The following is a 13,132-nucleotide window of genomic DNA, read 5'->3' as shown; positions in this document are numbered from 1 at the left end:
ATTAGGCTGAGAAGCTCCATAGATAAGTACAATAACCGCCCAATTATTGCCCATGTCATCGCCCGTTTACTATAGATGACCTTATCGGTATAATAGCGCCTTGTTCACTATCATTGGGCTGTCTTCTCAGCTTAATAGAACACTTATTTTTTTGGAGGTATGGTTTGGATCGTGCGCTGGAATTTGTGGGCAACCACCCGTTTTTATTTGGTATATTAGCCGTACTTGCTATACTGTTTTTTACGATTGAAAACAAACGTAGCGGTAGAAAAATATCGCCTAACACGCTTGGCATGATGGTCAATTCTCAAAACGCGCAACTTATCGATATTCGCGCTAAGAAGAAGTTTGAATCAGGCTATATTCAAGGCAGCCGTAACATACCGTTCACTGACCTTAAAGACCGCTTAGAAGAGATTCGCGCGATTGAGCAGCCAGTGATTATCATCTGCGACATGGGCGTCCAAGCAGGCGCTGCGATTCAGATGATTGGTAAAGATAGTGTCTATCGCTTAGAGGGCGGTATTGGCGGCTGGCAAGGCGCTGGCATGCCATTGGTTGGTGTAAAAGACGCCAAAGCAAAGGCTAAAGGTAAAACAAAACCAAGTCTAAGCAAGTAATAGACTTGTATAGGCGCTTAAATAAAGCATTTATACACATCGCTTAGCTGACGTTTATGCGACCTGACTAACATTATCAGCTCTATAAAAAAGACACCTTTTTATCAGGTGTCTTTTTTTGTGGTTTATTTTTTATATTCTATTTATCATGTTTTATAGCACTAAAGGACGTTTTGAGCCAAAACGGCTTGAATTTGTCATGCCCATCCCCACTTTAGTAATGAGCATCACCGAATGCATTTGTACTTTACTCGTTGATAACAGACTATACCAACGCTTAGACTATGATAATTTATCATGCTCTTTATAATACGTTTGTTATCTCATAAATTTATAAATAAGGATTTATCATGACTGTATCTGTAAAAGTTTACACTACCCCTATCTGCCCATACTGCTCAAACGCCAAACAACTACTAAAAACCAAAGGCGTTGATTATGAAGAAATCGGCATGCATGATATGAGCAGCGAAGAGCGCCAAGCGTTAATGAAAAAAACCAATAATTACCGCACTGTGCCGCAAATCTTCGTTGGTGAAACCTTTGTCGGTGGTTTTGATGAGCTCAACCAAATGAACCAGCAAGGCAAACTTGACGAGCTATTGGCAGGTTAATCTGCTATCTTTCTTTACTGTCTGTCTTTACTTATGTAAAGACAGACAGTGGCAGGTTTTAATAGAGCAGTAAGAAGTAATGATAAAAAATATCGAGACAATACCAAAAAATAGTCTCGATTTATATTACAATGAACGTTTATTAAAATGACGATTTGCCCAATCATTTGATTTAATTTTAGAGGATTTACCATGGCTGAAGAACAAGCACAACCACAATTGGCACTAGAACGCATCTACGTAAAAGACATGTCGCTTGAAGTCCCAGGCGCTAGCGTATTCACCAAAGAGTGGAACCCAGAGCTTGATATCAATTTGTCTAGCAACGCTGAAAAACTAGATGACGATCATTATCAAATCATCTTAACTGTAAGCGTTACTGCCAAAAATGCGGAAGAAGCCGCATTTATCGCTGAAGTGCATCAAGCAGGTATCTTCTTACTAAAAGACATTCCAGAAGATCAAATCGGTCAAATCCTAGGCGCATACTGCCCTAACGTTTTGTTCCCATATGCTCGTGAAGTCATCAGTGACATCGTGACGCGTGGTAGCTTCCCACAATTGCTACTAGCACCTGTGAACTTTGATCAAGCGTATGCACAGAGCCAGCAGCAAGCACAAGTTGATGCTCAAGGTAATGCTTAAGCGCTAACCAAAAATATATGAGCTCTACGAATCGTATATTTGATGAAAGACCGTTTACTTATAATGAGTAAGCGGTTTTTTTGTGGGTGTTTTTTATGAGGCGTAAAATCATTGGTCATAAAAAAACCCTGCTATTAAACAGGGTCTTCAACGACTACATCGACTGGCTAAATTACTTAGCTAACATCGATAATTAGCCTTTTAGTGCAGATAGGATTTGCTGCTTAACGTCATCGATACCTTGCGTACCATCAAACTTGTCATAGTTAGGCGCATCATCGCCTTCTTTGGCTTTGTCTTGGTAGAAACCAACCAATGCTGATGTTTGCTCATGATAAGTCGATAGACGGTCACGGATAGTCGCTTCTTGGTCATCTTCACGCTGGATAAGCGCTTCACCAGTAACGTCATCGATGCCTTCAACCTTTGGTGGATTGTGATCAACATGATAAACACGACCTGAACCTGGATGCTGACGACGGCCAGACAAACGGCTCACGATTTCGTCATCAGGTACACTGATTTCGATAACATGGTCGATAGCAACATCAGCGTCTGCAAGTGCTTGCGCTTGAGGAATAGTGCGCGGGAAACCATCTAGGATACAACCATTCACACAATCAGGCTTAGCGATACGCTCTTTCACTAGGTTGATAATGAGGTCATCAGAAACCAAACCACCAGCATTCATGATATCTTTGGCTTTTTTGCCAAGCTCGCTACCTTCTTTAATTGCTGCACGTAGCATGTCGCCAGTTGAGATCTGTGGAATATCATATTCTTTAGAAATAAACTGGGCTTGGGTACCTTTACCGGCGCCTGGTGGTCCTAGTAAAATAATACGCATCATTACACGACTCTCCTTAATAGATAGGATTTTGGGATTAATAAAACTCTGGGATTAGTTGTTTGCAAAGCTACCTTACCTTGTGGCCCTGCAAAGCTCAAGTATTTTCATTATTGATGTGATAAGTTGGCATGACTTATCTGTTCATACATGGTCAATTCAAGATAAAAAGTAGCAGCATTGACTGCGTTTGAAACGCCCATTTATACATCTGGGTTACCTTTATATCTCTTTTAATCAAGTCAATCATAACACTGCTGCTCGCGTCCGTACTAAGCAACAGCGTCTGTATAATAAATACCATTAGCGTCCGGTATTTATATTACTACTATGACTATGGCACTTGTTGATTGATTTCCACGTTGACCTGATTTTGTTCTGCGCTGATAACCACTGGATTGCCCGAAAGGTCGCCTGACTCTGCGGTAGCATTGCCACTATGACTGATACGAGCGATGACCGCTAGCTGCACTTTATCAGAACGAGCCGATCCTAGGGTACGTTCTGGCATCATAGCATCAAGATCACTTAGGCTAATAACTGCTTCGCCTTGTTTGATATTGCTAATTGGTAGACGCTTAGCCGCAAATGGTGGACCACCTTTCACGTCACGTATCGCTACAAATAGCGTATCGTCAGCTTTTACCAATGGTAACAGACTAGCATTTATTTTAACGGTCACTTCGACGCCTTCAGAGGCTTGCTGCTGCTGCATAACCACATTAGCACTAAGCTCGTCTAGACTTGATAGCGCTTGCGTATGATCGCCTGGTTTGGCCGCGATACTGTCACGCAAACGTTTAATCCAGCCTTGCGCTTGATCGAAGTTACTAGCACGGGCTTCACCCATCGCCATAAGCATTTGTGCGCCCTCATGCTCTGGGTTTTTGGCCAGTATGTTTTCTAACACTCGGCGGCTATTGGCATCTAACTGACCCTTATTAGCAAAGAAACTAATCTGCGCATAAGTGGTCGCAATCTCTTCGTTATCAGGTGATAGACGATAAGCGCGCGACAAAGCCTCTAATGCCGAATCAGTCGCCTCTAATGACAAGAACAGCTCCGACAGGCGCATCCAGCGATTGTAGTCACTGGCATGACGATAGACGTTAGTCTGCATGGCACTAATCAGCTGATTACCATCTTCAATTGCCCAAGCCGGTGGCTGATCGATTCTACCTGTTAATAGATCGTCTGCCACTTGACCGACTTTGTCCTCAGCAGCCCATAGCTCAAATACAGGTGTGCGATCACCGACCATCAGATATGCCATGGCCGTTAATACAGGCACCCAAACCATAATAATCAATCGGCTTTTGATACCTGGCGTGACCATTGGTGACACTTCACGCTGAGCATCCAAAAGCTGACGTTCAAGCTCAAGCTTCTGGTTTTGATAGTGATGGTCATCAATGATACCACTGTCTTTGTCTGTTTTCAGCTCTGCTAGTCGCTCACGAAACACAGCAACGTTGATATCCAGCAGTTGATTGTCCACAGGCATGCTATGCGAACGCGGTGCTCTTAACCACGGCTTAATGGTGATAACACCCAATAAAAGAGCGACAAGTAAACTTAGCGCAATAAATAAGCCAACAGTAGAAAATATGGTCATTTTTTGCCCCCAAGGCTTGTAGTGTCGTCTTTGTCATCGTTATTGGCTCGTGACAATAAGCGATCAAGTTCTGCTTTTTCAGCGGCAGACAACGCTTTGACATGGTTGTCTACTGCTACACCACTCTCACCGCTGGCGACAAGCTGACGGCGTTTACTTTGCCAAAACCAACCGACCAATAACACAATCAATAATAACGGTGGGAAAAACCATAAAATCCATGTTGAAGGACGTACTGGCGGCTTATAACTGATAAAGTCGCCATAACGCTCTTGCATATAGGCTCGAATCTCGCCGTCGCTACGCCCATCTTTTATCAAGTCGTAGGTTTTTTGCTTTAAGTCTTGCGCAATGGGTGCATCAGACCCTGCCAAGTTTTGGTTTTGACATTTTGGACAGCGTAGCTCTTCGATAAGACCACGGTACTGGGCTTCTTGTTGCACAGAATCAAAATCGTAGACATCAATGGCAGCAAAGCTTGCCATACTCAATAGACAAGCGATAAACAAACTTGCTAACTTTATGGTCGCCTTTCTTATTTGGTAGGCTATCATTTGCACGCCTCCGCAACTTGGCTCGGATCTGGACTGACCCCATTATTACTAGCGTCATTGAGTACCATCAAGCAAGGCGTGATACGACTTTGCCAATTGCTCTCATTGATCTCACCGATGATATGCTGACGAATAACTCCATCACCATCGACGATAAAAGTCTCAGGCGCACCAGTCAGACCTAAGTCAAGAGCGAACTGCCCTGACAAGTCCTGAATAGACATAGAGAACGGGTCGCCACCGCGATTCAGATACCCTAACGCATCACCAATATCATCCTTGTAGTTTACGCCTACTAAGTTAACACCGCGCTCTTCTAGTTTCATTAGAAAAGGATGCTCAATGATACAAGTTGGACACCAAGAGCCCCAAATATTCATGAGGAATGGCTTATCTGGCAAGTTATCATTGGTCATAATACGACTGGTATCTGATAACAATGGCAACTCAAAGGCAGGTACTGGACGCTCAAGCGCCGTATTGGTCACGATATCAGTCGGCTTGCCCAAACGCATATAGAGCATAGCGACCAAACCAATAAAGATAACCAGCGGAATCAAAAACCCGATTTTAAGTTTTTTCTTAGTTTTTACTTTATTGCTGCTTGGCGCTTTAATCTCGTTGACAGCCTCTTGCTGAGCTTTTTTATCAGGTTCATTGTTTGAGGTAGTCATATTAACGCTCCCCTATCTTTGTAGCTGACGTATCCAAATCTGCAACCGTCGCAAAGCCTGATTTTTTGGCCGCGATTTGCGCAGGTGTTTTGATTTTTTTGATACGGTAACGATTGTCTAGCATACTGAGCAATGCGCCAAACGCCATGATAAGCGCGCCCAACCATATCCAGCGGATAAGCGGTTTGACATAGATACGGAAAGCCCATTCATTGCTATCTTCAGCAATCGGCTCACCAAGTGCTACGTAGACATCGCGCATCAAATTGGCATCAATCGCAGCTTCTGTCATCGGCATCATACTGATAATGTAGTTACGCTTTTCAGGGTATAACGTGGTCACTTCTTGACCGTCTTTACTGACTGTTACTTCTGCTTGGGTGGCGTCAAAGTTACTGCCTTTTACCTCACTAAAGCCTTTTACCGTAAAGTCATAACCTTGCACATTGACACTGTCATTAGGCCCTAATGCTACATCGCGCTCAATGCTCAACGTAGTGGTAAATGCCACGCCGATGACAGCAATGATGACGCCAATATGAGCAGTCTGCTGACCCCAGTAGCTTAGACGCAACTGACGTAAACCGTTTAAGCGACTTGGTGCATTTTTGGTTTTGTCTTTAAAATCGACAACCATCCATAACAACACCCAAAAGCTCACAGCCAATGTGACACCGATATTTAGCATCGCTGATGGACTGGTGAAATAGGTAATAATGGCGGCCAATACCAAACTACTTACCGCGATAACCATACCAGCACCCAATAATGGGCGGCTGTCTTGTTTCCAGCGGATATTAGAGCCCATACCCATCGCCACCAATAGCAGCCATGTCAACGGCACAAATAGAGCGTTGAAGTAAGGAGGGCCAACAGATACCTGACCTAAGTTAAAAGCATCAGCAATAATAGGATAGAGCGTCCCAAGTAGTACCACTAAGGTTGAAATGAGAATAATAACGTTGTTAATTACCAAAAATGATTCACGTGAGATAAGTCGATACTGACTCTCGACCGTCAAACGCCAACCACGTACAGCAAACATCAGCAGACCACCACCGACGATGATACCGAGGATGACTAAAATCACTAGACCACGCGTTGGATCAGCGGCAAATGAATGCACTGAGGTGATGACACCTGAACGTACTAAGAACGTACCAAGCAAGCTAAGCGCAAAAGCAAAGATTGCGAGCATGATTGTCCATGCTTTAAATACACCGCGTTTTTCGGTGACAGCAAGTGAGTGCAGTAGCGCCGTTCCTGCCAACCATGGCATCAATGAGGCGTTCTCTACTGGATCCCAAAACCACCAACCGCCCCAGCCAAGCTCATAATAAGCCCACCACGAGCCAAGCGCGATACCAACTGTTAAGAAACCCCAAGCAGCCAATGCCCATGGACGCGACCAACGTGTCCATACCGCATCCAAACGCCCTTCCCACAATGCAGCCATACAAAACGCAAATGGTACTACCATGCCTACGTAGCCCATATAAAGCATCGGTGGGTGAATGATCAGACCAAAATCTTGCAATACAGGGTTTAGATCCGCGCCATCAACAGGTAGATTGGGTAACGTACGATCAAATGGTGATGAGGTAAAGATAAGCATCGCTAGCATCATCATCTGCACGCCTGCTAATATCACCAGCACTCGCGCACGCATAGACAACGGCAACCCACGACTGAAGTAAGAGACCAGCGCACACCAAGTGGCCATGATGGTCATCCAAAGCAGCAGCGAGCCTTCATGCCCGCCCCATGTCGCCGACAGCTTGTAATACCAAGGCAGCAATGTATTGGAATGCTGAGTGACATAGACGAGACTAAAGTCGTTGTAATAAAAGCCTGCCATCAATGCTGCAAATGAGGTAATCATTGCCGCAAATTGTGCCCATGCCAGACTTGGCGCCAAACGCTGCCAAGCGACGTGGTCACGCATAACGCCAATGGTTGGTAGTACCACCTGCAAAATCGCCAATATAAAAGCGGCCAGCAAGGCAAAATAACCCAATTCTGTGATTAACATACGGTCTAACCTTGTTTACCTTGGATACAATTAAGGGTTCACCGATGGCATTGCTAGCCACTGGCAAACGCTAATAGTCCTTTATGCGGTCATAGTTTACGGTTAAAAACTGAGGTTTCAATTGCTGTAGAAGCACATAAAACCCGCTACTATCATTGTGACGTATCAATATGAATGATTGATACAAAATGCTTATCTGTTGTTAACTTTACATTTTTTAGTTATTCAAAGCTTATTCAATACAGCCGTTCATAACTAATTAAAAATAATTATTAGTGCATTATTGCATTGAGGGGAAAAATACTAACACTAAATGCAACCAACCTGCTAGGAAACCAGTCAAACCACCCAAAACAATCAACGTCATCTCATCCTCTCGGAAAGCTGGACGTAACAGATTTTGAAACTCATTTGGCGTGAGCGCACGTATTCTATCGCGAAACAGACCGAATATCTTACTGGCTCGGCTTTCATTTAGCTCAGGATCTCGCAGTGGTACCATTGTTGCGACAATAGACTTGTCGATAATGGTATTTTTGAGTTGTCCATAATCACGGCGACCCAATCCCACACGTAATGTCGTACTAATCACTGGTGACTCTAGCACCGTATATAGATGCGATTTCATCAAATCACGGGTTTGCGCTGAGCGATCGCCATACATCATTTCATTCATGATGTTTTCTAAAGTGACCAAATCCTTTACCACAATTTCAGCAAAAACCTCAGAAACTTCCTCTTGGCGCTTCATGAAGCCGCCTTGTAAACGATACTTTGCGATATGCGGTATGACGGGTCTGACAAATGGAAATCGCCTCTGCACCGTAAACAGCTTCAAATAAGGTATAAAGTGCGGCTCTACTGGATTAAACACCATCCAAATGGCAATCCAATTGGTGAGAAAACCCCAAATTGCAGCAAAGAACGGTACGGTCCAATGCTGCGGCACCACCAAAAATATAAACATCTGGATAATACCAAATACCAGACCAATCAAAGCACTGATGTGCCAAATAAAGTCTATCTCTTTTTGCCCGACCTTGAGAAACATATTGACCATCAAACGACGATCGTTTTCCATGGTATTGACAATCATTTTGCGCATATCGACCAAGTCTTCGACATGATAAGTCAAATCTGTCACAAGCGACTGCATAATACTGGGCAGCTCTTTATGGGCTTGCGCATAGACACGGCGCTTTAGGGCGTAAGGTAGATTGCCCCACAATGCTGGTGAGTGATCTAGCATAATCTCATCAATCAATGGCTCAAGGTTTTTGTCCACCGTATCAGTGACAAATATCGCCATTTGCTCAGGTTCCATCGCCTTAAAAAACTCATCAAGCGAACCGAGTTTTGAGAGTGTCTGGTCAACGATAACTCCTGATATCTTGCCCGCTTTGCGCGGAACAATACCTTGCCAACCGATACCTGGCAGCCCAAAAAATGGGAAGTTAGGAATACGAATACCCCAAAACTTGACCGGATAGAACAGCATTTTGAGCGCCATCCACACATGTACCCAAGTGACGAATGCCGTCACTGGTGGGATGGTCAGCATGGCAAAGAACTCTGGGTGTTCAGCTATCGTCTGCCATAATGAATTTACGTCCATGACTTATCTAGTCCCTGACAGGTTGATTGTCGTTGCTAATATTGTCGCTACTGATAACGAGACTTTAGCAAAATGAGAACGTTTCAAAAGACGCTCCGCCCATAATAACTACTATAAAATAAATCGCCTGATTTTAGCATACTTGCCATTTATTAGCACATATAGACCAGCGGCAAGTTGTGACTAAAGATGACATGATTCATATCGTCTGCTACCCAACAAAAACCTAAATATAAGCCAGTTATTGGTCAGTAGATAATCAAGACAAAATATATGACTGAGTACTGCGCCTGCTCATTTGTTCTGTTATAATTTGTAGTGCAATGACAAAGACTACCTGCGTATAAATGACTGCATGACGATTTCACACCATACCCTTCTATCCCTTCTATGTGATTGAAACCATTTGCATTATCTTTTAGACTCACCGCACTTTGGTTAACCAACCTGCCCTCTTATTTTTCTTTTATTGACTCACTGACCGTTTGGGCTCTGATCTTCTATGAATAAACCGATAACTCCCAATACCGAACAGGTCAACAGTACCTTTACCAATCGTATTATCATCTTTGGGATTATAATATTGATTGGTTTGGGCGGTTTGATAACACGTTATGGGTATTTGCAAGTCTACGCTCATGATCAGTACACAACGCAAGCCGATAACAACCGTATCAAACTGATATCTGCGCCACCTAGTCGTGGGTATATCTATGATCGTAACGGGGTAATACTGGCAGACAATCAGCCTGTATTTACAGCGATGCTCAGCCCTGATGAGGTGGAAAATCCTGAGCGTACGTTGCATCTGCTTGCGCCGATTTTTGATTTAACCGATACAGATATTACTGATATCTTGGCGCGTCTAAGTAAAAATAAAAATGACCCTGTAACGATTAAGATTGATTTAACAGAAGCACAATTGGCTCAGTTTAGTGAGCGAAAGCCATTCTTCCGTGGGGTCTCTATCCAGAGCAAGCTTACGCGCTCTTATCCTTATGACGAGCTGTTTGCCCATGTCATCGGCTATGTCGGGCGTATCAACGACAAAGAGTCAAAGCGTATTGATAAAGACCGTTACGCTGGTACTGACTTGATTGGTAAGATTGGTATTGAAGACTACTACGAAGATATTTTGCTTGGGCAACCGGGTTATCAATCGGTAGAAACAGACGCACATGGCAATATTTTGCGTCAACTGGATACCAAGCCGCCGATAGCGGGTAACGATATTACGTTGAGCTTGGATTATGGTCTGCAAACCATCGCCCAGCAGCAACTCGATGGACGCCGCGGTGCAATCGTTGCGATAGACCCAAAAAACGGTGACGTCTTGGCATTTGTTAGTAATCCAAGCTACGACCCTAACCCTTTTATATCAGGTATTTCTTTTAAAGATTACGACGATCTGCGCGAAGATTTAGATCAGCCACTGTATAACCGTGCACTCCAAGGTACCTACCCACCTGGCTCTACTATCAAGCCATTTGAAGGTTTGGGTGGTATTCATTATGGTCTACGTGATTGGAACAGCACTATCTATGACCCTGGTTATTTTAGCTTACCTGGTGACAGCCATCGATTCCGCGACTGGAAACGTGGCGGTCATGGTACGGTAGATCTGAAAAAATCCATCGCGATGTCGGTCGATACTTATTATTATAAGTTGGCTTATGAGATGGGTATTCAGCGTCTGCATGACTGGATGGTGCGTTTTGGTTTTGGTGAAGATACTGGTATTGATTTGCCTAACGAAAAATCAGGCATCATGCCATCACCAAAATGGAAAAAAGACACTTACGATAAAGACTGGCTACCGGGCGAAACCATCTCTGTCAGTATTGGACAAGGGTATTTCTTGGCGACGCCGCTACAGATTGCCAACGCTACAGCCATGACAGCCAGTAAAGGTCAGCATATCACCCCGCACTTATTAAAGAGCAGTGACGGCGCCGCAGACGTCAAAATCATCACTAAGCCAGATGGTAAAATTGACTATAACGGTAAGCCGTCTGACTGGTTGCGCATGCATGATGCGATGGAAAGCGTGGTAGAAAACGGTACAGGACGCGGTATCTATACCCCGCGCTATCGTATCGCTGGTAAAACAGGTACTGCACAGGTAAAGTCTATCGCGCAGGGCAAACGCTATGACAAGTCGGCAATCGATAAGCGCCACTGGGATCATGCTTGGTTTAATGGTTTTGCGCCAGTAGAAGACCCGCAGATTGCCCTTGCGGTATTGGTCGAAAATGGCGGCGGTGGTAGTGCTGTTGCAGCGCCTATTGGCCGTGCTCTATTTGACTACTGGGTATTACAACGTAAAACAGATCCTGTGCTGCCACCTTCTGCTGATGAGCTAAAAGTCATTAAACGCCAAAAGGCTTTTGAAAAAGCGATGCGTGATGCCATTCGAGATAAAGAAGCAAAAGCATTGGAAGAAAAAGAAGCCGCGGAAGCTGAAGCGGCAGCAGCGACGTCTGAGTAACTAGACGTTTAAGTACTTAATAGTATAAAAAGTAAAACCTAGCAAAGAAAAGCCTAGTAAAGTAAAACCTAGCAAAGAATTGGTAAGCGAGACACGATAATGAAAAAAGCCTCAAATGGACGCGCACCAAAGAATAACCGTAAGGCGAAAAGTGCGGCAGCGGGTGATGTGCGCATTATCGGTGGTCAGTTTAAGCGCCGTATTGTAAGTTTTATCGATGCAGATGGCCTGCGCCCGACCCCAGATCGCTTACGGGAGACTTTATTTAACTGGCTACTCGCTGACATTCATGATGCGCATGTACTTGATAGCTGTGCTGGTAGTGGCGTATTAGGATTTGAAGCGCTATCTCGCGGCGCTGCCCACACGACATTTATCGAAATCAATCCAGCACAAAGTAACATGCTACGTCAGAGCGCTGAGCAATTACGTCTTGAGTCTACTGCTTACCAAATCATCACTGGCACTGCTGAGCAAGTATTGCGTCAAGAGCATCTGACTGCACGCCCTTTTGATATCGTATTTATCGATCCACCTTATGCTCAGGATTTATGGCAGCCTATTTTGACTGCGCTTATTACCAATGCCTTAATAAATACTGAAACATTAATTTATTTAGAAGCTGATAAAGATTTGTCAGCACAGCTTAAGCAGTTGGAAGCGTCGCTAAATGAGAATTTAGACCTCCAACCAAGCGTTACTCAGCAACCAATCGCTTTTGAATGCTTGAAACAAACCAAAGTCGGACAAGTTGTCGCTGGACTTTATCGTCTATCATCGTCATAATTGTCGGGTTAATGAAAGCCGTTAACGTATTTTACAAATGTTTAGAACCGCTAAAAACTGGCCGACGCTGCAGTTTAATGTATATAAGGCGAAAATAAACCCCAATGCAGCTTGCAAGCGTAGGCGCTACTGCTTATAATGTGCAGTCTGTTTTTTGAGAGCCCCGTTCCCAGCTAAACTCTCAACGAATTCTAATTTTAAGGTTTTATCATGAAAACACTTAGTGCAAAACCAGCTGAAGTGACCCATGACTGGTATGTCGTAGATGCTGACGGCAAAACCCTTGGTCGCTTAGCCACTCAAATCGCAACTCGCTTACGTGGCAAGCACAAGCCTTCTTTTACTCCGCACGTTGATACTGGTGACTTTATTGTTGTCATCAATGCTGACAAAATCACGGTAACGGGTAAAAAAGCACAAGACAAAAAGTACTATCGTCACAGTGGCTACCCAGGTGGTATTAAAGAAACCAACTTCAATAAGTTGCTTGCACATAAGCCTGAAGATGTTCTACACAAAGCAGTTAAGGGTATGCTTCCAAAGGGCCCTCTTGGCTATGCGATGATCAAGAAGCTGAAACTTTATGCGGGTACTGATCATCCACATACTGCACAGCAACCTAAAGAACTAGACATCTAAGGA

12 protein-coding genes are annotated in these 13,132 nt (G+C 44.0%); 6 read left to right on the top strand and 6 right to left on the bottom strand.

The window, feature by feature from the left end:
- Positions 1–164 precede the first annotated feature (164 nt).
- From CXF61_RS02280 to secB, 3 genes are all read left to right on the top strand, one after another.
- A complete protein-coding gene (locus CXF61_RS02280) occupies positions 165–620 on the top strand; it encodes a rhodanese-like domain-containing protein (RefSeq protein WP_057760987.1) in 456 nt (151 codons plus the stop codon).
- A gap of 350 nt (positions 621–970) precedes the next feature.
- Complete coding sequence (gene grxC / locus CXF61_RS02275) at positions 971–1,234, top strand: glutaredoxin 3 (RefSeq protein ID WP_021813631.1); 264 nt, start codon at positions 971–973, stop codon at positions 1,232–1,234.
- A 192-nt stretch (positions 1,235–1,426) separates the two neighbouring features.
- Positions 1,427–1,879, top strand: a complete 453-nt coding sequence (gene secB, locus CXF61_RS02270; protein ID WP_057760989.1) for a protein-export chaperone SecB — start codon at positions 1,427–1,429, stop codon at positions 1,877–1,879.
- Between the two features lie 193 nt (positions 1,880–2,072).
- On the opposite strand, the gene adk is transcribed toward secB, so the two are convergent.
- The 6 genes from adk to CXF61_RS02240 all read right to left on the bottom strand — a co-directional run bounded on the left by adk (position 2,073) and on the right by CXF61_RS02240 (position 9,216).
- Positions 2,073–2,726 (bottom strand): adenylate kinase, encoded by a 654-nt coding sequence (gene adk / locus CXF61_RS02265; protein ID WP_180952604.1) that lies wholly within the window; start codon positions 2,724–2,726, stop codon positions 2,073–2,075.
- A gap of 334 nt (positions 2,727–3,060) precedes the next feature.
- Positions 3,061–4,341 carry a c-type cytochrome biogenesis protein CcmI gene (gene ccmI / locus CXF61_RS02260; RefSeq protein ID WP_101206371.1) on the bottom strand — a complete coding sequence of 427 codons (1,281 nt, stop codon included), beginning with the start codon at positions 4,339–4,341 and terminating at the stop codon, positions 3,061–3,063.
- Complete coding sequence (locus tag CXF61_RS02255; RefSeq protein ID WP_101206370.1) at positions 4,338–4,895, bottom strand: cytochrome c-type biogenesis protein; 558 nt, start codon at positions 4,893–4,895, stop codon at positions 4,338–4,340. The genes ccmI and CXF61_RS02255 overlap by 4 nt, the downstream gene beginning before the upstream one ends.
- Positions 4,892–5,569: a DsbE family thiol:disulfide interchange protein gene (locus CXF61_RS02250; protein WP_165597010.1), complete on the bottom strand. Its 678-nt coding sequence runs from the start codon at positions 5,567–5,569 to the stop codon at positions 4,892–4,894. The genes CXF61_RS02255 and CXF61_RS02250 overlap by 4 nt, the downstream gene beginning before the upstream one ends.
- Before the next feature lies 1 nt (position 5,570).
- Positions 5,571–7,601, bottom strand: coding sequence for a heme lyase CcmF/NrfE family subunit (locus tag CXF61_RS02245; protein ID WP_165597009.1), 2,031 nt, complete (start codon positions 7,599–7,601; stop codon positions 5,571–5,573).
- Between the two features lie 280 nt (positions 7,602–7,881).
- On the bottom strand, positions 7,882–9,216 hold the full coding sequence (locus CXF61_RS02240) for a DUF445 domain-containing protein (protein ID WP_165597008.1): 1,335 nt from the start codon (positions 9,214–9,216) through the stop codon (positions 7,882–7,884).
- Between the two features lie 502 nt (positions 9,217–9,718).
- Between CXF61_RS02240 and mrdA the strand changes: the two genes are divergently transcribed.
- From mrdA to rplM, 3 genes are all read left to right on the top strand, one after another.
- Complete coding sequence (gene mrdA / locus CXF61_RS02235) at positions 9,719–11,704, top strand: penicillin-binding protein 2 (protein ID WP_165597007.1); 1,986 nt, start codon at positions 9,719–9,721, stop codon at positions 11,702–11,704.
- Between the two features lie 99 nt (positions 11,705–11,803).
- Positions 11,804–12,490 (top strand): 16S rRNA (guanine(966)-N(2))-methyltransferase RsmD, encoded by a 687-nt coding sequence (gene rsmD / locus CXF61_RS02230; RefSeq protein ID WP_165597006.1) that lies wholly within the window; start codon positions 11,804–11,806, stop codon positions 12,488–12,490.
- Positions 12,491–12,700: 210 nt separating this feature from the next.
- Positions 12,701–13,129 (top strand): 50S ribosomal protein L13, encoded by a 429-nt coding sequence (rplM, locus tag CXF61_RS02225; protein ID WP_057761004.1) that lies wholly within the window; start codon positions 12,701–12,703, stop codon positions 13,127–13,129.
- Positions 13,130–13,132 lie beyond the last annotated feature (3 nt).

Origin of the sequence: Psychrobacter sp. 4Dc (assembly GCF_002836715.1) — a bacterium.
In the GTDB taxonomy this organism is placed as follows: domain Bacteria; phylum Pseudomonadota; class Gammaproteobacteria; order Pseudomonadales; family Moraxellaceae; genus Psychrobacter.
This window is presented reverse-complemented; position numbering and strand designations above follow the sequence as displayed.

Excerpts from the sequence above, each read along its gene's own strand:
- secB (WP_057760989.1), top strand. The coding sequence starts at position 1,427 with ATGGCTGAAGAACAAGCACAACCACAATTGGCACTAGAACGCATCTAC.
- CXF61_RS02240 (WP_165597008.1), bottom strand. The coding sequence starts at position 9,216 with ATGGACGTAAATTCATTATGGCAGACGATAGCTGAACACCCAGAGTTC.
- adk (WP_180952604.1), bottom strand. The coding sequence starts at position 2,726 with ATGCGTATTATTTTACTAGGACCACCAGGCGCCGGTAAAGGTACCCAA.
- mrdA (WP_165597007.1), top strand. The coding sequence starts at position 9,719 with ATGAATAAACCGATAACTCCCAATACCGAACAGGTCAACAGTACCTTT.
- rplM (WP_057761004.1), top strand. The coding sequence starts at position 12,701 with ATGAAAACACTTAGTGCAAAACCAGCTGAAGTGACCCATGACTGGTAT.
- CXF61_RS02255 (WP_101206370.1), bottom strand. The coding sequence starts at position 4,895 with ATGATAGCCTACCAAATAAGAAAGGCGACCATAAAGTTAGCAAGTTTG.
- CXF61_RS02245 (WP_165597009.1), bottom strand. The coding sequence starts at position 7,601 with ATGTTAATCACAGAATTGGGTTATTTTGCCTTGCTGGCCGCTTTTATA.
- ccmI (WP_101206371.1), bottom strand. The coding sequence starts at position 4,341 with ATGACCATATTTTCTACTGTTGGCTTATTTATTGCGCTAAGTTTACTT.
- CXF61_RS02250 (WP_165597010.1), bottom strand. The coding sequence starts at position 5,569 with ATGACTACCTCAAACAATGAACCTGATAAAAAAGCTCAGCAAGAGGCT.
- grxC (WP_021813631.1), top strand. The coding sequence starts at position 971 with ATGACTGTATCTGTAAAAGTTTACACTACCCCTATCTGCCCATACTGC.
- rsmD (WP_165597006.1), top strand. The coding sequence starts at position 11,804 with ATGAAAAAAGCCTCAAATGGACGCGCACCAAAGAATAACCGTAAGGCG.